The sequence below is a fragment of the Streptomyces lateritius genome (genome assembly GCF_014649715.1).
In the GTDB taxonomy this organism is placed as follows: Bacteria; Actinomycetota; Actinomycetes; order Streptomycetales; family Streptomycetaceae; genus Streptomyces; species Streptomyces lateritius.
In genome coordinates, this window is sequence record NZ_BMTO01000019.1 from 61,408 (window position 1) to 83,328 (window position 21,921).

At 72.4% G+C, this 21,921-nt stretch carries 21 protein-coding genes and 1 pseudogene; 11 read left to right on the plus strand and 11 right to left on the minus strand.

Annotation, left to right across the window (positions count from 1 at the left end):
* The 4 genes from IE136_RS30880 to IE136_RS30895 all read left to right on the plus strand — a co-directional run.
* Nucleotides 1–511 (plus strand): GNAT family N-acetyltransferase (locus IE136_RS30880; RefSeq protein WP_229819320.1); only part of this gene is annotated, 511 nt, incomplete at its 5' end.
* 57 nt (nt 512–568) lie between these two features.
* Complete coding sequence (locus tag IE136_RS30885) at nt 569–862, plus strand: DUF4229 domain-containing protein (protein WP_158988170.1); 294 nt, start codon at nt 569–571, stop codon at nt 860–862.
* 360 nt (nt 863–1,222) lie between these two features.
* The gene (locus IE136_RS30890) at nt 1,223–2,560 is read left to right on the plus strand and encodes a dicarboxylate/amino acid:cation symporter (protein WP_158988169.1); all 1,338 of its coding nucleotides are present in this window, start codon (nt 1,223–1,225) and stop codon (nt 2,558–2,560) included.
* 372 nt (nt 2,561–2,932) lie between these two features.
* Nucleotides 2,933–3,559, plus strand: coding sequence for a TetR/AcrR family transcriptional regulator (locus IE136_RS30895; RefSeq protein ID WP_373309186.1), 627 nt, complete (start codon nt 2,933–2,935; stop codon nt 3,557–3,559).
* A gap of 20 nt (nt 3,560–3,579) precedes the next feature.
* Here IE136_RS30895 and IE136_RS30900 read toward each other — a convergent pair whose 3' ends face one another.
* Complete coding sequence (locus tag IE136_RS30900; protein ID WP_158988161.1) at nt 3,580–4,431, minus strand: MaoC family dehydratase; 852 nt, start codon at nt 4,429–4,431, stop codon at nt 3,580–3,582.
* Between the two features lie 127 nt (nt 4,432–4,558).
* Here IE136_RS30900 and IE136_RS30905 point away from each other — a divergent pair, with 127 nt between their 5' ends.
* Nucleotides 4,559–6,409 carry an AMP-dependent synthetase/ligase gene (locus IE136_RS30905; RefSeq protein WP_189601979.1) on the plus strand — a complete coding sequence of 617 codons (1,851 nt, stop codon included), beginning with the start codon at nt 4,559–4,561 and terminating at the stop codon, nt 6,407–6,409.
* A gap of 163 nt (nt 6,410–6,572) precedes the next feature.
* On the opposite strand, the gene IE136_RS30910 is transcribed toward IE136_RS30905, so the two are convergent.
* From IE136_RS30910 to IE136_RS30925, 4 genes are all read right to left on the minus strand, one after another.
* Complete coding sequence (locus tag IE136_RS30910; RefSeq protein ID WP_158988160.1) at nt 6,573–6,821, minus strand: SCO4226 family nickel-binding protein; 249 nt, start codon at nt 6,819–6,821, stop codon at nt 6,573–6,575.
* Between the two features lie 41 nt (nt 6,822–6,862).
* Complete coding sequence (locus tag IE136_RS30915; protein ID WP_158988159.1) at nt 6,863–7,516, minus strand: pyridoxine/pyridoxamine 5'-phosphate oxidase; 654 nt, start codon at nt 7,514–7,516, stop codon at nt 6,863–6,865.
* Nucleotides 7,513–8,772: an FAD-dependent monooxygenase gene (locus tag IE136_RS30920; RefSeq protein ID WP_158988158.1), complete on the minus strand. Its 1,260-nt coding sequence runs from the start codon at nt 8,770–8,772 to the stop codon at nt 7,513–7,515. Before IE136_RS30920 ends, IE136_RS30915 begins: the two co-directional genes overlap by 4 nt.
* A 109-nt stretch (nt 8,773–8,881) precedes the next feature.
* On the minus strand, nt 8,882–10,051 hold the full coding sequence (locus tag IE136_RS30925) for a thiolase C-terminal domain-containing protein (RefSeq protein ID WP_189601952.1): 1,170 nt from the start codon (nt 10,049–10,051) through the stop codon (nt 8,882–8,884).
* A 47-nt stretch (nt 10,052–10,098) separates the two neighbouring features.
* On the opposite strand from IE136_RS30925, the gene IE136_RS30930 reads away from it, so the two are divergent.
* The 3 genes from IE136_RS30930 to IE136_RS30940 all read left to right on the plus strand — a co-directional run bounded on the left by IE136_RS30930 (nt 10,099) and on the right by IE136_RS30940 (nt 12,231).
* Entirely contained in the window at nt 10,099–10,470 is a 372-nt protein-coding gene (locus IE136_RS30930; RefSeq protein ID WP_158988156.1) for an iron chaperone, read from the plus strand.
* Between the two features lie 103 nt (nt 10,471–10,573).
* Nucleotides 10,574–11,749: an acyl-CoA dehydrogenase family protein gene (locus IE136_RS30935; protein ID WP_189601953.1), complete on the plus strand. Its 1,176-nt coding sequence runs from the start codon at nt 10,574–10,576 to the stop codon at nt 11,747–11,749.
* Nucleotides 11,749–12,231 (plus strand): nitroreductase family deazaflavin-dependent oxidoreductase, encoded by a 483-nt coding sequence (locus IE136_RS30940; RefSeq protein WP_158994386.1) that lies wholly within the window; start codon nt 11,749–11,751, stop codon nt 12,229–12,231. Before IE136_RS30935 ends, IE136_RS30940 begins: the two co-directional genes overlap by 1 nt.
* 129 nt (nt 12,232–12,360) lie before the next feature.
* Here IE136_RS30940 and IE136_RS30945 read toward each other — a convergent pair whose 3' ends face one another.
* Nucleotides 12,361–13,008, minus strand: a complete 648-nt coding sequence (locus IE136_RS30945; protein ID WP_158988154.1) for a TetR family transcriptional regulator — start codon at nt 13,006–13,008, stop codon at nt 12,361–12,363.
* 296 nt (nt 13,009–13,304) lie between these two features.
* Here IE136_RS30945 and IE136_RS30950 point away from each other — a divergent pair.
* Nucleotides 13,305–14,078, plus strand: a pseudogene (locus IE136_RS30950) (VOC family protein); the annotation flags it as partial.
* Nucleotides 14,079–14,381: 303 nt separating this feature from the next.
* Nucleotides 14,382–16,796, plus strand: a complete 2,415-nt coding sequence (gene afsK / locus IE136_RS30955) for a protein serine/threonine kinase AfsK (protein WP_158988152.1) — start codon at nt 14,382–14,384, stop codon at nt 16,794–16,796.
* Between the two features lie 8 nt (nt 16,797–16,804).
* Here afsK and IE136_RS30960 read toward each other — a convergent pair whose 3' ends face one another.
* On the minus strand, nt 16,805–17,527 hold the full coding sequence (locus IE136_RS30960) for a hypothetical protein (protein WP_189601955.1): 723 nt from the start codon (nt 17,525–17,527) through the stop codon (nt 16,805–16,807).
* 105 nt (nt 17,528–17,632) lie between these two features.
* Between IE136_RS30960 and IE136_RS30965 the strand changes: the two genes are divergently transcribed.
* The gene (locus IE136_RS30965; protein ID WP_189601956.1) at nt 17,633–18,211 is read left to right on the plus strand and encodes a hypothetical protein; all 579 of its coding nucleotides are present in this window, start codon (nt 17,633–17,635) and stop codon (nt 18,209–18,211) included.
* Between the two features lie 18 nt (nt 18,212–18,229).
* On the opposite strand, the gene IE136_RS30970 is transcribed toward IE136_RS30965, so the two are convergent.
* The 4 genes from IE136_RS30970 to IE136_RS30985 all read right to left on the minus strand — a co-directional run bounded on the left by IE136_RS30970 (nt 18,230) and on the right by IE136_RS30985 (nt 21,919).
* Nucleotides 18,230–19,402: a TolB-like translocation protein gene (locus tag IE136_RS30970; protein WP_158988149.1), complete on the minus strand. Its 1,173-nt coding sequence runs from the start codon at nt 19,400–19,402 to the stop codon at nt 18,230–18,232.
* Between the two features lie 159 nt (nt 19,403–19,561).
* Nucleotides 19,562–20,347, minus strand: a complete 786-nt coding sequence (locus IE136_RS30975) for an enoyl-CoA hydratase/isomerase family protein (RefSeq protein ID WP_158988148.1) — start codon at nt 20,345–20,347, stop codon at nt 19,562–19,564.
* Entirely contained in the window at nt 20,344–20,769 is a 426-nt protein-coding gene (locus IE136_RS30980) for a Zn-ribbon domain-containing OB-fold protein (protein ID WP_158988147.1), read from the minus strand. Before IE136_RS30980 ends, IE136_RS30975 begins: the two co-directional genes overlap by 4 nt.
* 1 nt (nt 20,770) lies before the next feature.
* Complete coding sequence (locus IE136_RS30985; protein WP_158988146.1) at nt 20,771–21,919, minus strand: lipid-transfer protein; 1,149 nt, start codon at nt 21,917–21,919, stop codon at nt 20,771–20,773.
* Nucleotides 21,920–21,921: the final 2 nt, after the last annotated feature.

Below are 21,921 nucleotides of genomic sequence, written 5' to 3' on the forward strand. Positions count from 1 at the left end.
TGAGCTGGATCCCCCGGTCACCCCGGCCCTGCGGGACGGCATCCTGCGCCTGTGGGCGGACGTCTCCAACGCGGGCGGCGCCGTCGGCTTCGTCCCGCCGGTGGCGGTCGACGAGGTACGGCCCGAGCTGGTCAAGCACCTCGTCGCCATGGCCGAGGGCCGGATGAGGCTGGTCGTCGGGTACGAGGAGGACGGCACCGTCGCCGCCACCGCCTTCGTCGCGTACAACGCCCACCGGCTGATGAGGCACTGGGTCTGGCTCTACACCGTCATGGTCCACCCCTCTCACCAGGGCAAGGGGTACGGGCGCGACCTGATGGCCGCCGCCGAGCGCGAGGTCCGCGGCCTGGGCGGGATCGAAGCCATCCGGCTCGCCTGCCGGGGCGGCACGGGCGTCGACCGCTTCTACGCCTCCTGCGGCTACAAGGAGGTCGGGCGCGTGCCGAACGCGATCCGGGTCGCCGACGGGGACGACCGCGACGACATCATCATGCTGCTCCCGCTGACTTGATCCCTTTCGTCCCATGCTTCACTGGATGCGACCAGTGAAGAAGAGAAAGGGGCCGTCGTGTCCGAGAACGGAACGGGTGCCGCCACCCTCCGGTACACCCTCATGCGCATCGGCATCTTCGCCGGCTGCTTCTTCGCGCTCTGGGGCCTGGTGTACATCGGCGCCCTGCCGCGCGGCCTCGGCGACTCCAACCTGCTCTGGGTCCTCGTCCTCTCCGTCGTGATCTCCGCGCCGCTCAGTTTCGTGCTGCTGCGCAAGCAGCGGGATGCGATGTCCGAGGGGATCGCGGCCAGGGTCGACCGGGCGAAGACGAAGCTGGAGTCGAACCGGTCCCGTGAGGACGCCCTCTAGAGGGTGTAAAGGGCGCGTAAGTTTCCTCACACGCACCTCACCCCGGTCGTGAGCTTCCAAGGCTCCTGACCGGGGTGTTCTGCGTTTCGGAGGCACGCGTCGGCGCGGGCCCCTCAAAGAAGGGCTTTGAGCATCTCAAAGTTCAAGTGTTAACGTGTTCGGCATGAAGACAGCTGTGCGCCTCCTCGATGCCGTGAGCCCCCCGCTCGTGGCGCGCCTGCATGTCGATCTGTGCCGCTGTATGTCCGCGGTCTGTTGCCGCGAGCTCTGACCCGGCATCATGCAGCGGCACCGCCTGAGCGCGTGTGTGCCGCACCCCCGTCCCCGTATTCCCCCGATACGCACCTGTGGAGTGTGTCTGTGTCCGCGTCCGCGTCCGCGCCCGTGACGAAGTCCCCGTCCCGCATACCGAAGATCCCCTTCTGGGCCCAGATCGTCGCCGGTCTCGTGCTCGGCGTCCTGCTCGGCTGGCTCGCCCGCAGCCAGGACATCAGCTGGCTCAAGGAGACCCTCGGCCAGGTCGGCGACATCTTCGTCCAGCTCCTGAAGCTCGCCGTCGCCCCGCTCGTCTTCTTCGCGATCCTGGTGTCCATCACCAACCTGCGCAAGGTCAACAACGCCGCCCGGCTGGCCGCCCAGACGCTCGTCTGGTTCATGATCACCTCGCTGATCGCGGTCGCCATCGGCCTCACGATCGGCCTGCTCACCAACCCCGGTGCCGGCACCGGCCTCACCCCGCAGGACGGCAAGCTGCCGAAGCGCGAAGGCACCTGGATCGACTTCCTGACCGGGATCATCCCGTCGGACGTCATCACGCCCTTCACCGAGCTGAACGTCCTGCAGATCGTCTTCATGGCCGCCGTCGCCGGTGTCGCCGCGCTGAAGCTCGGTGACCGCGCCAAGCCGATCCTCACGCTCTCCGAGTCGATCCTGGAGCTGCTCCAGAAGGCCCTGTGGTGGGTCATCCGCCTCGCCCCGATCGGCACCGTCGGCCTCATCGGCTTCGCCATCGCCGACTACGGGTGGGAGCTGATCGGCAAGTACGCGACCTTCACCGCCGACGTCTACATCGGCTGCGCGCTCGTCCTCTTCGGCGTCTACCCGCTGCTGCTCGCGACCGTCGCCAAGGTCAACCCGATCCAGTTCTTCAAGGGCGCCTGGCCGGCCATCCAGCTGGCCTTCGTCTCCCGCTCCTCGGTCGGCACCATGCCGGTCACGCAGAAGGTCACCGAGCGCCTCGGCGTCCCGAAGGAGTACGCCTCCTTCGCCGTCCCGTTCGGCGCCACGACCAAGATGGACGGCTGCGCCGCTATCTACCCGGCGCTCGCCGCGATCTTCATCGCGCAGATCTTCGACGTGCAGCTGGGCATCCAGGACTACCTGCTGATCGCCTTCGTCTCGGTCGTCGGCTCGGCGGCCACGGCCGGCCTCACCGGCGCGACGGTCATGCTGACGCTGACCCTCTCCACGCTGGGCCTCCCGCTGGAGGGCGTGGGCCTGTTGATGGCGATCGATCCGATCCTGGACATGATCCGCACCGCCACGAACGTCGCCGGCCAGGCGCTGGTCCCGGTCGTCGTCGCGGCCCGCGAGAAGATCCTGGACCACGACGTGTACAACGCGGCGTCGTCCTCGCCGGTCGACGAGTACGAAGCCCGCGAGGCCGAGCAGAAGGTCGCGGTCCCGGCCACGGCCTGATCGCGTCACAGCCTCTTGATGCCCATGTCCCCGGTGCGGGGGCATGGGCATCAGCGCGTTCCGGCGACCGTCCACAGCGCCGACGCCGGCCTGCGTGCCACGTCCGGGCGGCAGCGCCAGTGGTCAGCTCAGTGCCTGAAGGACTTCACCGCCCGCCCCCGATCCGCCGGTCTTCCCCCCCCCGGCCCGGCGCCCCTCGTCACCTGCGACGGCTGCGACCGGGCCATCCGCACCCACGATCCGGACACACGCTGCGTGGACTGCCGCACGGCCACCGAAGGGGCAGCGGCGTGACCGTCCCGTAGGCTCTCCACGGAGCAGCGAGCGGGGTGGGGAAGGATGTCCGACGTGGGCGGCACGAAGGCCAGGCGGATGCCTCGGGCGGTGCGTGAGCAGCAGATGATGGACGCCGCTGTGCAGACCTTCGGGCAGCGGGGGTACCAGGCCGCGTCCATGGACGACATCGCCGAACTCGCGGGCGTCTCCAAGCCGCTCGTCTATCTCTACCTGAACTCCAAGGAAGACCTCTTCACCGCCTGCATCCGGCGCGAGGCGAAGGCGTTGCTGACCGCGGTGGCCGCGGCCGTCGATGCGCGGCTGCCGGCCGACGAGCAGCTGTGGGCGGGGCTGCTCGCCTTCTTCACGCACACCGCCGAGCATCCGGACGGCTGGGCGGTGCTGAACCGGCAGGCGCGCACGCACGGGGAGCCGTTCGCCAGCGAGGCCGCGCAGATGCGGGACGAGATCGTGGCGTACGTGGGGACGCTGATCGGGGCCGCCGCGAAGGAGACCCACCGGGCGACGCACCGCGATCCGGAGCTGGCCGAGCGGGATGTCGCCGGGCTGTCCCAGGCGCTGGTCGGCGCGGCGGAGTCACTGGCCGGCTGGGCGAACGAGACGCCGGGGATGACGGCCTGGGAGTCCGCGGCGACGCTGATGAACTTCGCGTGGGCGGGTCTGGGCAACCTCATGAAGCACGAGCGCTGGTCGCCGAGATGACTCGGGCGCCCCGGGACGGCTCAGGGCGTCGACACGGTGCCACTGAGGTGCAGGCGGTCTCCGGAGCGTAGCTGGAAGCCGCCCCGCCCGTCGGACGCGTAGGCGACCGTGCGGGGGAGCAGGACCGGCGCCTTGAACTCCGCGCGTACGTGCGCGAGTTCGCCGTCCTCGTCGACTTCCGCCAAGCAGCGGGCCAGGGTCCACATGCCGTGCGCGACCGTCCCCGGGAAGCCGAAGACCCGTGCGGCGAGCGGGTGGAGGTGGATGGGGTTGCGGTCGCCGGACACGGCGGCGTAGCGGCGGCCGAGATCGGACGGGAGCCGCCACTCGGCGCGTTCGGGGAGCGGTGGCGGCGCCGGGCGCGGCCCGTCGGGGGCTCCCGCGCCCTCGGGTGGTGCGTGCCGTGCGTGCCGCGCGAGATAGCCGCTGCGCGACTCCCAGACCAGCCGCCCCGCGAGCCGGGCCTCGGTCACCATCGTGACCTCGGTGCCCCGGCGGTGCGGGGCGAGCGTCTCGGCGTACACGGTGATCTCCGGGCGGTCGTCCGAGGTCAGCGGGGCGTGCCGGGTGATCGTGATCCAGGTGTGGACCAGGCCGGGCACGGGCAGGGGGAAGTCCCGGCGGGACATCAGCCGCATAGCGGCGGGGAAGCCGAGGACATGGGGGTACGTCGCGGGCAGGAGCCCGGAGGGGTCGTACCGGAAGCCGCAGATCCGTGCGTACGCGGCGAGTTGGCCGGGGGTGATCCGCAGCGGGCCGCCGACGATCCGGGCCTCGGGCACGCGGGCGTCCGGGCCGACGGTCGTGAAGGAGGAGCGGACCACGGCCCCGGCCAGGGCGAGCAGGTCTCGCGTCGTCGCTCTCACGGCCATTGTCCTGACTCCCTGACCGGTCATAGATTTACTCCAGAGTAAGGTTACTTGTTGGTTGGGGAGTTGACCGTTCGTTCCGACGACCGAGGAGCCGCACGTGTCCGTCGCCACCCCCTCACACCCCGAAATGCCACCGCCGGTCGAGCCGCACAGAACCGTCGTCGACGGACGGGTGCGGGAGGTCTCCGTACCCCCGCTCGTCCCTCCCGTGCGGCGTGGATCGCTCGCCGACCTCCCCTACGACAACGCCCGCGACGCCCCCGGCGCCGTCGTCTTCGGCCGCAAGCGGCGCGACGGCGCCTGGGCCGACGTCACCGCCTCCGCCTTCGCGGCGGAGGTGCACTCGGTGGCCAAGGGCCTCATCGCCGAAGGGCTCCGCCCCGGGGACCGGCTCGCCCTCATGGCGCGCACCACCTACGAGTGGACCCTGCTGGACTTCGCCGCCTGGGCCGCCGGCCTGATCACCGTCCCCGTCTACCCCACCTCCTCGGCCTTCCAGACCCGGTGGATCCTCCAGGACTCCGGCGCCACCGCCTGCGTCGTCGAGGACACGGCCCAGGCGCGGACCGTCTCCACCGAGCGCCGGGGACTGCCCGGCCTCGCCCACCTCTGGGTCCTCGACAGCGGCGCCGTCGACCAGCTGCGCCGGGCCGGGGCGCACGTGCCGGACGAGGCCGTGACCACGCGCCGCGGCCTGCTCACCCCCGACACCCTCGCCACTCTGATCTACACCTCGGGCACCACGGGCCGCCCCAAGGGCTGCGCCCTGACCCACGCCAACTTCCTCGCCGAGGTCGACAACGCGGTCGCACTCCTGCACCCCGTCTTCCGCTCGGTCAGCGAGGAGCCCGCCTCGACCCTCCTCTTCCTGCCCCTCAGCCATGTCTTCGGGCGCATGGTGGCCATCGGCTGCGTACGGGCGCGGGTGCGGCTCGGGCACGCGCCGTCGATCGAGAACGACGACCTGCTGAGCGACCTGGCCGGCTTCCGGCCCACGTTCCTGCTCGCCATCCCGTACGTCCTGGAGAAGGTCTTCCACACCGCCCGCGCGACGGCGGAACGGATGGGCCGCGGGTCCTCCTTCGACCGCGCCGCACGGGTCGCCGAGCGGTACGGGCACGCCCCGGCTCCGTCCTTCGGGCTGCGCGCGGCCCGTGCGTTGTACGACCCGCTGGTCTACCGGCGGATCAGGGCGGCGCTCGGCGGCCGCGTCCGGTACGTGATCTGCGGCGGATCACCGCTGGGGGCGCGGCTCTCGGAGTTCTACGCGGGCGCGGGCGTGGAGGTCTTCGAGGGGTACGGACTGACGGAGACGACCGCCGCCTCGACCGTCACCCCGCCGCAGCGGCCGCGCACCGGGACCGTCGGGTGGCCGCTGCCGGGGACGGCGGTGCGGATCGCGGACGACGGCGAGGTCTGGCTGAAGGGCGGTCACGTCTTCGCCGGCTACTGGGACTCCCCCCGCGGTGTGGCCCTGCCCGCCACCACCGAGGGCTGGTTTCCGACCGGCGATCTGGGCGCGCTCGACGACGAGGGCTCCCTGCGGATAACCGGCCGCAAGAAGGACGTCCTCATCACCTCGGCCGGCAAGAACGTCGCTCCCGGCCCGCTGGAGGACTGGCTGCGCGCCCACCCGCTGGTGAGCCAGTGCGTGGTCGTCGGTGACAACCGTCCGTACGTCACGGCTCTGATCGCCCTCGACCGCGAGGGGCTGGTGCACTGGCGGCGGATGCGGAAGAAGAACCATGTCGCGCTCTGGGAGCTCACCGGGGACGAGGAGCTCCTGGCCGCCCTCCAGCGGGCGGTGGACGAGGCCAATCGGCTCGTCTCACGCGCCGAGTCGATCCGCGCCTTCCGCCTCCTGACGACCGAGTTCTCCGAGGCCGCCGGACACCTGACACCGTCCTTGAAGCTGAAACGGGCGGCCGTCGTACGGGACTTCGCGCGGGAGATCGACGCGATGTACGCGGGGGAGTGAGGGCGCGGGCCGACCGGAACAGCCGTGCGGTCCGACGACACGCGCCCCTCGCCACGAGCACGCGGGCGGGCGACCCGGCGCACACGCGGGCGGGCGAGGCGCACACGCGGGCGGGCGACCCGGCGCGCCCCACCACCGTGGGGCGCTCCCGGCGGACCGCTCGTCACACGCTGAGCGGCACCTCGTGGATCTCGTCCGCCGCGTGGCCCGTGCGCTCGTGGATGCGCTGGACCGCCTCGGCCGACGGACCCGTGGAGAGGCAGTACACCGTTCCGGACGCGGGGTCCGCCCAGGCCCTCTGGAAGTGCACACCCTCGTCCTTCTCGATGGCGAGGTCGGCCGCGTGGGCCTCCTTGAGCTGATCACCGGTGATGCCCACCATGTTGTGGTGGACGTCCATGTACGTTCCCATCTCGTCCCACCTCCTTCTCTCATGGTGCGCTCGCACGGCGATCACGGCCAGAGCAGCTCACGGACCCAGCCGGCGCCGTCCCGGCGGTAGCGCAGCCGTACGTGCCGGCGCTCTTCGTCCCCCTGGAAGAACTCGACCTCGGAAGGCTCCAGGATGTAGAGCGTCCAGGTCTTCGACGCGGTCTCCGGCTCGGCGTTCGCGCGCTCCCAGGCCGCCGCGCTGGCCTCGGCGAGCACCTCGACCGACTCCAGGACCTCGCTCTGGCGCTGGACGAGCGCCGAGGCCAGGGCGCCCGTCGAGCGCGCGTGGAGGTCGGCGTACGACTCCTCGGGGGTCCCGGTGGCCACCCGGCCGCGGACCCGCACCTGGCGGCCCTGGCCCGGCCAGTAGAAGCCGAGCGCGGCCTCGGGCCGGGCTGCGAGCTGGCGGCCCTTGGCGCTGGTGGCGTGCGAGGCGAAGTGCCAGCCGCGCGCGTCGGCGTCGTGCAGCATCAGGACGCGGACGTCGGGGCGGCCGTCCTCGTCGGCGGTCGCCAGCGACATGACGTGCGGCTCGGTCTCCCCGGCCTCGGCCGCGGCCGTGAACCACTCGTGGAAGAGGGTGAGCGGGTCGGCGGGCGCGGTGGACGGGTCGAAGGTGGGCAGCTCGGTGTCCCAGACCCCCAGCGAGTGGAGGGCGGTGCGAAAGTCGGTCATGCCGCCACCGTAGGGCCCGGCCGGCCGGCCGCGGTCCCGTACTCCCTCACCGGCACGGCGTGTGCCGCCTTCTGGATGTCGTCGCGGATCTTCTTCGCGATGAGGTTCTTCCACGGCGTGCGGGGGAGGGTGCGGACCATGAACATCCGCAGGGCGATCTTCCGGCGGGAGGAGAGCGTCATCTCCTTGGCGAAGCCCTTCGCGAACCTCTGGTTCAGCTCCACACCCGGCCGCATCTCCCGCTCGTACGCCTCGAACGCGACCCGGTGGTCGCCGTGCGCCGCCGCCAGTTCGCCCGCCAGGACGTACGCGCCGGACAGGGCGAGTCCCGTGCCCTGGCCGGAGGCGGGGGAGGCGCAGTGGGCGGCGTCGCCGAGGAGGACGACCCGGCCGCGGGACCACCGGTCCATCTCGATCACGCTGATCGCGTCGAAGTAGAAGTCGTCGGCGTCCGCCGCGTCGGCCAGCAGGCGGGGGATCTCCCAGCCGTCGCCCGCGAACGCCCCGGCGAGCAGGCGCTTCTGTGCGCCGGTGTCACGGTGGTCGTACGACAGCTCCTCGGCCGAGGCGAAGACGAAGCAGTTCTTCGCCGTCCCCGCGCCCTGTCCGGCCGTGCTGTAGACGGAGATCAGCTTGTTCGGACGGGCGTGGTACGTCTCCCAGCGGGTGAGGCCCAGCCGGTTCGGGGCGGTGAAGATCGAGACGTACGCGCCCAGGTACCGCTTGAAGCGCTCCTCGGCACCGAAGACGAGCCGGCGGGTGTTCGAGTGGAGGCCGTCCGCGCCGACCACGAGGTCGAAGCGGCGGCGCGTCCCGCTCTCGAAGGTGACGTCCACGCCGTCCCCGTCGTCGTCGAGGGCGGCGATCGAGTCGCCGAAGACGTACTCGACGTCGTCGCGGGTCCGCTCGTACAGGATCCGGGCGAGGTCGCCGCGCATGATCTCCTCGTCGCCCTCGACCCGGCCGCCGAAGATCTCGGCGGGCAGCTCCCCGACCGTTCGGCCCTGGTCGTCGACGTACGAACCGCCCGTCATGCCGGTGGAGTGGGCGCGGATCTCGTCGAGGATGCCCATGCGCCGGCAGACCTCGACGGCCGTGCCGCGGATGTCGACCTTGTAGCCGCCGGTACGGAGCGCGGCGGCGCGCTCGACGACGGTGGGGGTGAAGCCGTAGCGGTGGAGCAAGAGGGCGAGGGCCGGGCCGGCGACGGAGGCGCCGGAGATCAGGACGGTCTTGTTCACGGGCGTGCGCGTCATGGCAGGACTCCTCGTCGCGTGGCGTGCGGGCCTCTCCGGCCCCGCACCGACGACTATACGGACGTCCTACACGGATGTATATGACGCTTGTATAGATTTGACGGCGGCCTCAGTCCCGGCCGAGCACCACCGTTCCCGAGGAGCAGAACCAGCCCCCCGTCCCCGAGGCCACCGCGAGCTGCGGAAGGCTCCCGTCCGCCCGTCGCACCTGGAGCCCCGGCGCCTCCCCGCGCAGCTGCCGCACCGCCTCCACCAGCAGGAACAGGCCTCGCATCCCGGGGTGACAGGCCGAGAGCCCGCCACCGTCGGTGTTGACCGGCAGCCGGCCCTTCTCCTGCACGAACGGACCGCCCTCCCCCTTGGCGCAGAAGCCCAGGTCCTCCAGCGTCACCAGGGTCATGTAGGTGAAGGCGTCGTAGATCTCCGCGAGGTCGACGTCCTCCGGCCGGACCCCCGCCCGCTCGAAGGCGAGCCGCCCGCTGACCGCCGCCGGGGAGACCGTGAAGTCCTCCCACTCCGACATCGTGGTGTGCGAGACGTGCTCGCCCGTGCCGAGGACCCAGACGGGCGCCTTCGCCGTGTCCGGTACGTACTCCTCGGCCGCCAGCAGCACCGCGCAGCCGCCGTCGCTGCGGATGCAGCAGTGGAGCTTGGTGAAGGGGTCGGCGATCATCGGGCCGTCGAGCACCTCGTCGACCGTGATCGGCTCGCGGAACATCGCCTCGGGATTGTGCGCGGCGTTCGCCCGCGCCCGGACGGCGACCTCGGCGAGCTGCTCCAGGGTGGTCCCGTAGGTGTGCATGTGGCGGCGGGCGGCCATCGCGTACTTGGCGATCAGGGTGTGGCCGTAGGGGACCTCGAACTGCAGTGGCCCGCGCGCGCCGAAGGAGAGGTTCGAGGTGCGGCGACCGGCGCGGATGTCGGCGCGGGCGGTGGAGCCGTAGACGAGCAGCACGGCGTTGGTGTGCCCGGCGGCGATGGCGTCGGCGGCGTGTGCGGCCATCACCTCCCAGGTGGCGCCGCCGACGGTGGTCGAGTCCACCCAGCGGGGCCGCAGCCCCAGGTACTCGGCGACCTCGGCCGGGGCGAGGGTGCCGAGCCCCGCCGAGGCCAGACCGTCGATCACCGAGCGGTCGAGCCCGCTGTCCGCGAGGGCGCGGCGGGCGGCCTGGGCGTGCAGAGTGTAGGGAGTGGCCGCGTCGACGCGGCCGCAGTCGGAGAGGGCTATGCCGACGGCGGCGACGCGGCGCCCGGCGCGGTTCCGTGAGGTGGTGGGCATGAATCTGACGGTACATCAGATCAGATGGGCCGGATAAGGAGCCAGGGATGCCGAGAAGCGCGGCCGAGGATGTGGACGGCTACCTCGCCGAGATCGCGGAACCGGACCGGCTGACGGTCCTCGTCCGGCTGCGCGAGCTGTGCCGCACGGAGCTCCACGGCTTCGAGGAGGTCATGGCGTACGGCGTGCCTGCCTACCGGCGGCCGGGCGGCGAGCCGGAGATCGCCTTCGCCCTGCGGCAGCAGTACATCTCCTTCTGTCTGATGCGGCCGGACGTCCGGGAGGTCTTCGGGGAGCGGCTGGCCGGCCAGGACATGGGCGAGGGGTGCCTGCGGTTCCGGCGCACGGAGAACGTCGACTACGGGCTCGTACGGGACCTGCTGCGGGCGACGGCGCGCAGGCCGGGTGAGGCTTGCTGATCGTGGCGGCGCGCCGGCGCTTCTCCCGGGCGGCCTCCGCCCTCTGGGCTTCTGTCTCGCCCCGGCCTAACATGACGGGCCGTCAGATACGGAGGGGAGCTCCATGGACGCCGCCTCGACCGCCGAGCAGGACGAGATCCGCCGCACGCTGCGCGAACTGCTCGCCAAGCACTCCGGGCCCGCCGAGGTCCGCGCCGCCGTCGCGACCCCCGAGGGGTACGACACCGACCTGTGGCACCGGATGTCCGGCACGCTCGGACTCGCCGGGCTCGCCCTGCCGGAGGAGTACGGCGGTGTCGGCTGCGGCCCCGCCGAACTGGCCGTCGCCTTGGAGGAGACCGGCCGGGCCCTCGCCCCCTCGCCGCTCCTCGCCACCGCCGTCCTCACCGCCCCGCTGATCGCCGCCCTCGGCAGCGAGCGGCAGCGTGCCGCACTCCTGTCCCGCATCGCGATCGGCGGGCTGACCTGCGCACTCGCCGTCCCCGGCGGTTCCCTCGCCCTCGCCCTCGGCCTGACCGGGGACAACGCCGACGACTCCTGGGCCGGCGGCGGCCGGGCCGGCGGCGTCCAGGCACGGACCGTGGAGGGGCGCACGCTGCTGTACGGGGAGGCCGCGCAGGTCCTCGACGGCCACAGCGCCGGGCTGCTCCTGGTCGCCGCGCACGCGGGCGGCTTCGCGCGGAGCCGGACCCTGCTGTTCCTGGTGCGCGGGGACGCGGCCGGTCTGGCGCGCGTACGGCTGCCGACGCTCGACGCGACCCGCACACAGGCCGCCGTACAGCTGCGGGACGTCGAAGGCGAGCTGCTCGGCGAGGATCCGCCGAACGCACCGGCCGGCGTGCTCGGCGCACTCGCCGCGACGGGGCGGACGGCGGCCGTGATGCTCGCCGCCGAGGCGGTCGGCGCGGCCGGGGCGGCACTGGACCGCACGGTCGAGTACACCGCCACCCGCGAACAGTTCGGGCGGCCCGTCGGCTCCTTCCAGGCGGTCAAGCACCGGCTCGCCGACCTGTACGTCCAGGTGGAGGCGGCCCGCTCGCTGGTGTACTGCGCGGCGCGCGAGGCCGGACCGGGCGGGCTCGCGCTCGCGGCGGCCCTGGAGGCACTGCGGACGGTGGCCGGGGAGACGATCCAGCTCCACGGCGGGATCGGCTTCACCTGGGAGCACGAGGCCCACCTCTACTTCAAACGGGCGACGGCCGACGAGCTGCTCTTCGGGCCCGCGCGCAGGCTGCGGGCGCACGCGGCGGCCGGCCTGTTCGGAGAGGTGGCCGCATGATGGCCGCCGGCCGAGAGCGGGTGATCCGTCTGATCCAGAAGGTCTCGTCGACGCGGACGTTCGCGAAGGCCGCCCCGCACGTCATCCCGGCGATGGACCGGACGGTGCACCGGCTGACCCGGGGCAAGGTGCTGCTCAGCGCCCGGATGCTGCCGGGCGTGATCCTCACCGTACGGGGGGCGAGGTCGGGGCTGCCCCGGTCGACACCGCTGGCGTGCATGCCGGAGCGGGCCGGGACCTGGCTCCTGATCGGCTCCAACTTCGGGCGGGAGGGGCATCCGGCGTGGACCGCGAACCTGCTGAATAACCCGGACGCGGAGGTGAGTTGGCGCGGCGAGACGATCCCCGTACGGGCTGAGCTGCTCGCCGGGGATGAGCGGGCGGCGGCGTGGCGTGCGGCTCTGGCGTTCTGGCCGCCGTACGCGACGTACCAGGCGCGGGTGGAGCGGGAGATCCGGCTCTTCCGGCTGACGAGGCGGTGAACCGGGCCGGACGGCAGCCCCTGGCCGGGGGCCCGGACGTGACGGAGTCCGGACATGGGAACGCCGACGGCGGTCTCTCGAAGGGGGGCCGCCGTCGGCGCGACAGGACGGATGAAGGGCGCGTGCCGGTTACTTCGTCGGCTTCTTGCCCGTGATTCCCAGGTGCACCAACAGGGCCAGGTTGGGCTTGAGTTCGGCCTGCTTCACACCCCACGTCTGGAAGCCCTTCTGGTGGCCCGCCACCGAGGCGAGCATCGCCACGAGGGAGCCCGCCATGGCCGCCGGGCTGACGTCCTTGTCCACCTTGCCCTTGGTCTGGAGCTCCTTCACCGCCTCGGTAAGGGAGTTGGTGACGGAGTTCAGGATCTTCATGCGGATCTTGTAGAACCGTTTGTCCCCTTCGGCGGCCCCGAGGTCCACGACGCGGAGGATGGCGTCGTGCTTGCGCCAGAAGTCCAGGAAACCCTCGACCAGTTCCTCGGAGGTCTGCCAGCCGGCCTTGCCGACCCAGGAGCGGCCGGAGACCAGTTCGGTCAATCCTGCGCCTTCCTTGGCCATTTCCTCCGCGATCTCGAGAACGGCGCCCTCGACGTCGGGGAAGTACTGGTAGAACGTCGCGGGTGAAGTGCCCGCCTTGCGGGCCACGTCGATGACCTTGACGTCCCGGTACGGCGAGGAGCTGAGCATCTCGCTGAGGCAGTCGAGCAGCTTCTGCCGCGTCGCCTGGCCGCGTCGTCCGGCCACGCGGCCGTCGACCGTGCGTACTTGTCCTGTCATGCCGTCAGCTTACCGAGGGGTGATCGGGGCGCGATTCGGCCGACTGCAAATGGGGTGCGGGGGCACGTGCGCCCCCTCCCAGGGGCTCGGTGGCGGGTCGTCCTCAGGTCGGCCGTGGGTCCTCGGCGGCCCTCGGCGGGCCCGGCCGACAGGTCCGTACCCGAATAGGCTTATTAACAGCCTGTGGAAAACTTCGGTGGACAACCCATGGGAATCAAGGGCCGCCGGGGACTTTCCTCCCCATCTGTTCGGTTTTGGGGTGTGCGGGGGAAGTCCCTGCGCCCTAGCGTGGAGCCATGGCCGCATTCACAGAGGGCACCCCGTGCTGGGTGGAGGCGCAGCTCCCCGATCTCGAAGCGGGGAAGCGGTTCTACGGCGAGCTCTTCGGCTGGACCTTCGACGACGACCGGGACGAGGCGCTCAGCGACGGCAAGCGGGTCGCCGGACTCCTCCCCAAGCGGGACGGCCGGATGCCCACGACCTGGACCGTCTACCTCGCCACCGAGGACGCGGGCGTGCTCTCGGCGCGGATCAAGGCGGCCGGCGGGCAGATGATCATGGAGCCCTACCCCGTCGGCCGTTTCGGCGTCATGGCGCTCGCCGCAGACCCCGGCGGCGCCGTCTTCGGGCTGCGGCAGGCCGGCGACGACGACGGTTTCGAGAAGACGATGCTCCCCGGATCCTTCTGCTGGATGGAGGTCTACACGCGGGAACGGGACGCGGTCGACACCTTCTACGCCTCCGTCTTCGGCTACCTCGGCCGCCAGGTGGCGGCGGACGAGGAGGGCAGGGAGAGCGACTTCGACTACCGCGTCTGGTCCCCGCCCGGCTCCCGCCCCGGTGACGAGTCCGCCTTCGGCGGCCGGGCCGTCCTGACCGACGCCTTCCCGGCCGAGATGCCCGGGCACGTCCTCGTCTACTTCGCCGTCTCCGACTGCGACGAGACCTGCGCCACCGCCGTCCGCCTCGGCGGCCGCGTCACCAACCCGCCCTTCGACACCCCGCACGGCCGCATCGCCGTCCTCCACGACAACCAGGGCGCCCGTTTCGCGGTGCTCGCGGAGCCCGTGGACGCCGAGCGGACCGACGCCGAGCGGCCCACCGCCGAGGTGCCGGTCACGGACGGTGCGGCCCGGCCCGCCACTGAGCCCGCCCCTGCGCCCCCACGCCCGCCACGCGCCCTGTCCGCGGGTCCGGCCCCGAGCCGACCCCTGAGCCTGACGCTGGGCCCGGCGGGAAGCCGCCCGCCACGCCCGGCGATATGAGCTGACACACGCCGATCCGCCCCCGGGTTCGCAACCACCGCCTCGGACAGGAAGAATCAGGGCCACGGGGCCGTATTCTCATGGCCCGTACGGGGAGGTGGCAGGCAAGTGGAGCAGCTCACGCAGCACGACCCGAGACGGATCGGGCCCTTCGAGGTGCTGGGCCGGCTCGGTGCAGGCGGCATGGGGCTGGTCTATCTCGCGCGCTCGGCGTCCGGCCGGCGCGTGGCGATCAAGACCGTGCGGACCGAGCTCGCCGAGGACCAGCTGTTCCGTGTCCGTTTCACCCGTGAGGTCGAGGCCGCGCGGGCCGTCTCCGGTTTCTACACGGCCGCCGTCGTCGACGCCGACCCCCGTGCCGCCGTGCCGTGGCTGGCCACCGCCTACGTACCGGCGCCCTCCCTCGAAGAAATAGTGAACGAGTGCGGGCCGCTCCCGGCCCAGGCCGTGCGCTGGCTGGCCGCCGGTGTCGCCGAGGCCCTGCAGTCCATCCACGGCGCGGGCCTGGTCCACCGCGACCTGAAGCCCTCCAACGTCCTCGTCGTCGAGGACGGACCCCGGGTGATCGACTTCGGTATCGCCTCCGGCGTCTCCAACACCCGGCTGACCATGACCAACGTCGCCGTCGGCACGCCCGCGTACATGTCACCCGAGCAGGCCCGCGACTCGCGCAGCGTCACCGGCGCGTCCGACGTCTTCTCGCTCGGCTCGATGCTGGTCTTCGCCGCCACCGGCCATGCCCCCTTCCACGGTGCCAACCCCGTCGAGACCGTCTTCATGCTGCTCCGGGAAGGCCCGGACCTGGAGGGGCTGCCGGACGAGCTGCGTCCGCTGATCGAGTCCTGCATGCAGATGGACGTCTCGCGCCGCCCCACCCCGGCCGATCTGCAGGCCCAGCTCGCTCCCCATCTCTTCGGCTCGGGCAGCGACGACAGCGGTACGGCCTCGGCCTGGCTGCCGCACAGCGCCACCGCGATGATCGAGCACCGCCGGGGCGGCCGGCCCAGCCCCCCGCCTCCCGCGCCCGTCGCCGCGCCTCCCGCCCCGCCCGTACCGCCGCGTCCGCCCCGGCAGACGCCGGGGTGGGGCGGGGCCGGCGACCCGCGCACCGGCCAGGCGGTCGGCGGCGGGCGGCACGCCGCGCCCGCGGAGGCCGCCGGTCCGGTACGTCTCGCGGGGGCCGCCGTCCCGATCGGCCCCGGCCCCCGGGTGGCCGACACCCGCGCCGCCGTCCGCCCGGGCGCCGACGCGGGCCCGGCCACCGGCTGGATCCGCCCGCCCGGCGGCGGCCCGAACGGTGCAGAGCCCGGCCCGCCGCCCGGCTCCCGCCCGCTGCCCTCGCCCGCGCCGGCCCCGGAGGCGCAGGCCGCCCCCGAGCCCGGCCACTGGCGCCCCTGGCGCTTCCGGATGTCGAACGACGTCTGGGGCACCCCGGTCGTCGCCGGTGACCTGCTCTACGTCACCTCCTTCGAGGTGCACGCCCTCGACGTGGCCAGCGGCCGCCGCCAGTTCAAGACCCGGGACGTGGCCTGGTCCATGGCCGTCGCCCAGGGCCGTATCCACGCCTCCGACGGCCCCACGCTGTACGCGCTCGACGCCGCCGACGGCAGTGAGCGGTGGCGCCTCGCGGCCGATGCCTGGGTGTACTCCCTCAAGGTCGACCGGGGCACGGTCGTCACCGGCACCCGGGGCGGCGGTGTGCAGGGCTGGGAGGCGTCCAACGGCGCCAAGCTGTGGGAGATCACGGGCGCGCAGACCGACTTCGAGACCCCGGAGGCAGGGCCCGCCGTCCACGGCGACACGGTGTACGTGTGGCGGGACGCCAGGCTCCAGGCGCTGGACGCCCGTTCGGGTGTCGAGCGCTGGTCGTACCCGATCGGCGACGCCGCCTCCTGCGGCAACGTCCCGGTCCGGGTGGCCCCGGCGGAGGACGGCTGTGTGTACGTCTCGGCCGGCACCCGGGTGCTGTCGATCGACATCGCGGGCGGCCACGTCCGCTGGCACTTCGAGGCGCCCGCCGTCTTCCTCTCCCCGCCCGCCTTCGCCCCCGGCCCGGCGGTCACCGGCGGCGGCGTCTACCTCGCCGACTACCTCGGCACGGTGTACGCGCTGGACGCCACCACCGGCCAGGACCGCTGGCGGATCGCGACCGAGTCCCGTCAGTCGATCGAGCCGGTCCTGGTCGTCGACGGCAATGTGCACGTGGGCAGCGGCAGCGCGCTCTACACGCTGGACGCGGTCACCGGCACGCCGAAGTGGCGGTTCGCGGCGGGCGGCGAGCTGATCGGCAGCCCGGTCGTCGCCGACGGCCGGGTGCACTTCGGTTCGGCGGACCACGTCCTCTACACGCTGGACGCGACGGGTGGTCAGCTGCGCTGGAAGCTCGCCACCGGCGGCGAGATCACCGGCTCGCCGGTGGCGCGGGGCGGGGTCGTGTACGCGTGCAGCAAGGACCGGTGCGTGTACGCACTGGACGCGGTGAAGGGAACGGCGACGGGGCGGGGCGCGGCGCCGAGGGCGTGAGCCCCGTGTCAGGGGCGCTGCTGCGGCGGCTCGTCCGGGTACGGGCCGCGGCCGTCGTGGCCGTAGCCGTCTCGCCCGTAGCCGTCCCGCCCGTGGTCGTCGCGCCCGCGTCCGCCGTAGCCGTCCTGGCCGCCGTGGGACGGGTCCTGCTGGTTCCAGCGGGGCTGGTCCATCGTCCGGGTGGGTGAGTCGGCGTCATGCGGATAGCCGGGGACGCCGCGTTGGTCACCCTGATCGCCCCGGTACCCCTGATCGTGAGGGGACGGGTACGGGTGCGCCGGCCGCTGGTGGTCGTCGTCGAGCCGGGTCGTGCGCGCGCGGCGGCGGCCGGACATGAGCGCCGCGGCGAGGAGCAGCAGGACACCGCCTCCCAGCGCGAGCCCGGCCCCGTCGCCCAGACCCGTACCGTCCGAGCCGACCGTCAGACCGCCCTCGGCCTGCCCGACACGGACCATCCACAGGACGGCGAAGCCGATCACGACCACGCCGGCGACGGCCACCAGGATCCGGGAGCGGAGCACCAGGCCGACGAGGGCGACCAGGGCGGCGAGGGCGAACGGCAGCAGGATCGAGCCGAAGACCCCGGCCTTGGCGTCGGTGATGCCGCCGAACAGGTCCCCGATGCGGTAGTCGCTGCCGTGACGGCCGCCGTACCAGGCACGGAAGGGGCTCCAGACGGCGGCCGTCGCTCCGGCGATGGCCAGGACCGAGGCGATGACGTTACGAACCATCGTTCGAGCCTCCTTCGGTCCGGCTCACGCTCCCGACGCTACGCCGGGTGGGGGAGCCCCGCCACGCGGGCTAGGGTGGCGCGGACACGACAGGAAAGGTGTGCGATGGCAACGGGGACGGCGCGCCGCAGGAGCCTCAGGCTGGCGGCGACGCTCACGGTGGTGGTGCTCGCGCTGACGGGGTTCCAGACGGGCAAGGGCAAGGGCAGCTCGGGCGGGAGCGGCGGCAAGAGCCGCAGCAGTGGCGGGGGCGGTGACAGCGGTGGCGGCTGCTCCAGCTCCGAGAAGAAGAACGACGACTACGACTACGACGACAACGCGAACAGCGGCAGCTCGGGCGGCAGTAGCCACACCGCCTCGCCCACCCCTACCGTCTCCTCCACCTCGACGGTGGACGTGGTGGTCGTCGACTGCGTCAAGCCCGCGCAGAAGAAGCGCAAGGGCAAAGCCGCCCGTAAGGCGGACACCACCGCCACCCTGCGGATCACCTCACGGGAGACCTTCACCGAGACCTTCAAGATCACCCTGGAGTTCGAGGGCTCCGCGGGCTCCGAGGTCGACTCGGCGGAGAAGCTGGTCACCGTAGAGCCGGGGGAGACGAAGACCTTCGAGGTCGCGATGAAGACCCCGAAGGCCGTCGGCAAGGTGAAGAACTGCTCGGTCGACGACGTGCGCGTGCGGTAGCGCGCACGCGGGAGGTCGTCAGTTCCAGCGGACCAGGGACTCGCGGTGCTCGTCGGAGCCGTCGATCGGCGGGTCGACGTCGGTGATCTTCACCGGCTCGGCCCCGGAGAAGTCCCCCCGGAACAGACCCCACCGGTCGTTCTCGCCCTTGGAGAGGAACGCGAAGCTCTTGCCGTCGGGGGAGAGGACCGGGGGCAGGTTGGTCCGGTCGTTCTCCGGGATCAGGTCCTCGGTCTTCACGACCTTCGCGTAGTCGGCGGTGAAGGTGATCTGCTTGAACTCGCAGACCAGGGTGGTGGCGTCCCGCCAGAAGGACGGCCGGCAGTTCAGGCTGGTGCCGTCGAGGCCCTTGGTCTCGATGTCGGTGAGGAAGGAACCCGCCCCGACGTCGCCGTCGCGGTCGACACGGTTGAGGTGGACGCCCGCGCCCATGCTGTAGCCGGCCACGATGCCGCCGCGGGGGACGGCCGGGCCGTGGATGCCGTCGGTCGCGAGGATGGTGGTGGCCGTGGGACCGTCCGTCCCGAGGAGGTCCGGGAGCTTCTCGAAGGGGACGGTCTCCTCGGTCTTCGGGCCGCCCTTCGGGTCGCGCGAGGCCACCGGGTCGTCGGACTCGAAGTCGTGGTGCTGCATGTCGTACCAGAGGCGGCCCGTCACCGGGTGGAAGGCGGCTCCGTTGTTCTTCGGGCGCTTGGCGAAGGAGTCCGGGTCCGGCGGTGCGAGCTCCTTGCCGGTGGCCAGGTCGAAGGCGGCGGCCCGGTCCGTCGAGGCGCTCACGATGCCGGCCACCAGGGTGAGGTCCTTGTTGAAGGCGGTCCCGACCCCGTGGCCGGGCCCGTCCTCCTCGCACCCGGCCGTGGGCTCCACGTCGGCGGGCAGGACGGTGCTGCGCTCGCCGACGAAGGCGCCGTCCTTCGCGGAGAAGGAGCGCAGGGTGAGCCCGTAGACCTCCCCGCCGTCCCCGCTCGGGATGGTGTGGCAGAAGGACACCGTGAGGGTGTCGGGCTGGGCCAGCGACGCCGTCCTGGGGTCGCCGCCGCCCGCTGGGCCGGCCTCGCCGCCGCCGTTCTTCCCGCCGCCCGAGGCACCGCCGGAACCGGCCGCGTCCGCCGGGTCGGTGCCGCCTCCGCAGCCCGCCAGCAGCAGCGCGGCCCCCGCCGCGAGTCCGGCCCTGACGATGCGTCGTCCCATCACGATCTCCCCGCGCGCAGGTCACAACGGCCGAGCGCGCGGCCCGGACCAGATGGTGAACTCGGGGCGGTCTCACCGAAGTTGACGGTGTCTCTTCAATGTGAAGATCCATTAAAACAGACCGCGGGCGTCTCCCCGCCGGTACGTCATGCGGTCACCTCACCGCAGGCGGAAGCCGCGGGCTCCGTTCTCCCTTCGAGTGAAGAGTTCCGCCTGTCGCTCGGCCGGCAGGTTCCCGAGTGCGACGAGGTGCGGCGCGTGGGCGAGGGCCTGGGCGCGGGCGGCCTCCTTGACCGACCAGAGCGCCCGGACGGTGCCCTGCACCGCCTCCGTCGGGTACGCGGCGATGACGGACGCGGCCCGGCGCGCGGCGTCCAGCGCCCCGCCGGTCTCCGTCACCTCGGACACGAGCCCCGTCTCGTACGCCCGCCGGGCCGAGATCCGTTCGGCCGTCCCCATCAGAGCCATGCGCGCGACCTCCCCGAACGGCATCCGCTGCGCCATGTGGACGGTCTCGAAGGCGCTGACCATGCCGTAGGCGGTGTGCGGGTCGAAGAAGGTGGCGCCCTCGCCCGCGACGAGGAACTCCGCCTCCCCGAGCAGGTAGAACGCCCCGCCGCAGGCCATGCCCTCCACGGCGGCGACGACCGGTTTCCACAGGTCGTTCGCCTTGGGGCCGATGGAGATCAGCGGATCGTCGATCGTGTACGGGGAGGAGGGCTGGGGGACCTCGCCGGCGGCGGTGCGGTCGATGCCGGTGCAGAAGGCCGCGGTCCCCGCGCCGGTGACGACGACGGCCCGCACCTCGTCCTCGTAGCGCAACCCCCGCCATAGGGCGCCCAGCCGCTCGGCCATCTCCGGGGTGATCGCGTTGTGTTTCGCGGCCCGGTCGAGGGTGACGACCGCGACGCCGGACTCCTTGTCGGTCTCCACGCGGACGCTCATCCGCGCTCCAGCAGCCAGCGAGGCACGATGACGCCGGCGATCTCGGTGAACGCGACCCTCACCCCGGCGCCGATCCGCAGCCGTGCCGGGTCGACCGAGTCGAGCGGCGCGTCCGGGGCGGCGACCACGTTGCCGACGAGACGGATGCGGGGAGCGTCGGCGAGTTCGACGAGGACGGCGTTGTACGGCGCCTGGGCGGCGTAGTCGGGCAGGAGCGGCGGATGGGGCACGACGTACGACCAGATCCGGCCGCGGCCGGACATCCGCCGCCACTCGCTGTCGAAGGACCGGCAGTGCGGGCAGCAGGGGCGGGGCGGGAAGCGCGGCTCCCCGCAGGCGGCGCAGGCCTGGACGCGGAGTTCGCCCCGGGCGGCGTACTCCCAGAAGGGCGCGCCGTCCTCGTCGACCACGGGTGTCAGCATCTCAACTCCTCAGCAGGATCGCCGATGTGGGGACGCCCTCACCGGCCGTGACCAGGCAGGTGGCGGCGTCGGGCACCTGGGCGGTGGAGGTGCCGCGGAGTTGCTTCACACCCTCGTTGATGAGGTTGAAGCCGTGGACGTAGGCCTCGGAGAGTCCGCCGCCAGCGGTGTTGAGGGGCAGCCGTCCGCCGATCTCCAGGGCGCCGCCCTCGGTGAACGCGGCCCCCTCTCCCCGTCCGCAGAAGCCGTAACCCTCCAGGGAGAGCGGGATGAGCGGGGTGAACGCGTCGTAGATCTGGGCGACGTCGATGTCCTGCGGCCCGAAGTCGGCCTGCTTCCACAGCTGTCGGGCGGCGGTCCACGCGGGGCCGCTGAGCGGGTCCTCGTTCCAGTAGTTGACCATGCCGTGATGCTGGGAGGGCAGTCCCTGCGCGGTGGAGTGGACGTACACCGGCTTCTGCCGGCAGTCGCGCGCGCGCTCGGCGCCCACGACGACGCAGGCGAGCGCTCCGTCCGTCTCCAGGCAGTTGTCGAAGAGGCAGAGGGGTTCGCTGATCCAGCGGGCGGTCATGTACATCTCGCGGGTCAGCGGCCGCTCGTACATCATCGCCGCCGGGTTCTGGTTGGCGCGGTTGCGGCAGGCGAGGGCGACGTTGAAGAGGTGGTCGCGGGTGGCGCCGTACTCGTGCATGTAGCGGCGGGCGAGCATGCCGATCTCGTCGGCGGGGCGCAGGAGGCCGAAGGGGCGGGTCCACTGCCCGGGGGTCGGGAGCTGCGCCCGGGTGTTCTTCCAGGGGCGCGGCCCGGAGCCCCGCTTCCGTGACCTCCACGCCACTCCGACGCTCGCCTGCCCGGTGGTGACGGCGGCGGCGAGATGGCCGACGGTCGCGCACGAGCCGCCACCGCCGAAGCCGACCTTGCTGAAGAAGGTGACGTCGCCGGCGCCGATGGCCTTGGCTATCTCGACCTCGTCGGTCTCCTCCATCGTGTACGAGGCGAAGGCGTCCACCTCCTCGGGCGCGATGCCGGCGTCGTCGAGAGCGGCGAGGATCGCCCGGCAGGCGAGGGTCTTCTCGGACTCGGGGAGCTGTTTGGCGAACGACGTCTGCCCGATGCCGACGATGGCCGTGGCGTCCTTGAGCACTGGCAACC

What these genes read in the sequence shown, in the direction of transcription:
- IE136_RS30895 (WP_373309186.1), top strand. Translation starts at nt 2,933, where the DNA reads ATGCCTCGGGCGGTGCGTGAGCAGCAGATGATGGACGCCGCTGTGCAG.
- IE136_RS30900 (WP_158988161.1), bottom strand. Translation starts at nt 4,431, where the DNA reads ATGGCCGTGAGAGCGACGACGCGAGACCTGCTCGCCCTGGCCGGGGCC.
- IE136_RS30905 (WP_189601979.1), top strand. Translation starts at nt 4,559, where the DNA reads ATGCCACCGCCGGTCGAGCCGCACAGAACCGTCGTCGACGGACGGGTG.
- IE136_RS30910 (WP_158988160.1), bottom strand. Translation starts at nt 6,821, where the DNA reads ATGGGAACGTACATGGACGTCCACCACAACATGGTGGGCATCACCGGT.
- IE136_RS30915 (WP_158988159.1), bottom strand. Translation starts at nt 7,516, where the DNA reads ATGACCGACTTTCGCACCGCCCTCCACTCGCTGGGGGTCTGGGACACC.
- IE136_RS30920 (WP_158988158.1), bottom strand. Translation starts at nt 8,772, where the DNA reads ATGACGCGCACGCCCGTGAACAAGACCGTCCTGATCTCCGGCGCCTCC.
- IE136_RS30925 (WP_189601952.1), bottom strand. Translation starts at nt 10,051, where the DNA reads ATGCCCACCACCTCACGGAACCGCGCCGGGCGCCGCGTCGCCGCCGTC.
- IE136_RS30930 (WP_158988156.1), top strand. Translation starts at nt 10,099, where the DNA reads ATGCCGAGAAGCGCGGCCGAGGATGTGGACGGCTACCTCGCCGAGATC.
- IE136_RS30935 (WP_189601953.1), top strand. Translation starts at nt 10,574, where the DNA reads ATGGACGCCGCCTCGACCGCCGAGCAGGACGAGATCCGCCGCACGCTG.
- IE136_RS30940 (WP_158994386.1), top strand. Translation starts at nt 11,749, where the DNA reads ATGGCCGCCGGCCGAGAGCGGGTGATCCGTCTGATCCAGAAGGTCTCG.
- IE136_RS30945 (WP_158988154.1), bottom strand. Translation starts at nt 13,008, where the DNA reads ATGACAGGACAAGTACGCACGGTCGACGGCCGCGTGGCCGGACGACGC.
- IE136_RS30960 (WP_189601955.1), bottom strand. Translation starts at nt 17,527, where the DNA reads ATGGTTCGTAACGTCATCGCCTCGGTCCTGGCCATCGCCGGAGCGACG.
- IE136_RS30965 (WP_189601956.1), top strand. Translation starts at nt 17,633, where the DNA reads ATGGCAACGGGGACGGCGCGCCGCAGGAGCCTCAGGCTGGCGGCGACG.
- IE136_RS30970 (WP_158988149.1), bottom strand. Translation starts at nt 19,402, where the DNA reads ATGGGACGACGCATCGTCAGGGCCGGACTCGCGGCGGGGGCCGCGCTG.
- IE136_RS30975 (WP_158988148.1), bottom strand. Translation starts at nt 20,347, where the DNA reads ATGAGCGTCCGCGTGGAGACCGACAAGGAGTCCGGCGTCGCGGTCGTC.
- IE136_RS30980 (WP_158988147.1), bottom strand. Translation starts at nt 20,769, where the DNA reads ATGCTGACACCCGTGGTCGACGAGGACGGCGCGCCCTTCTGGGAGTAC.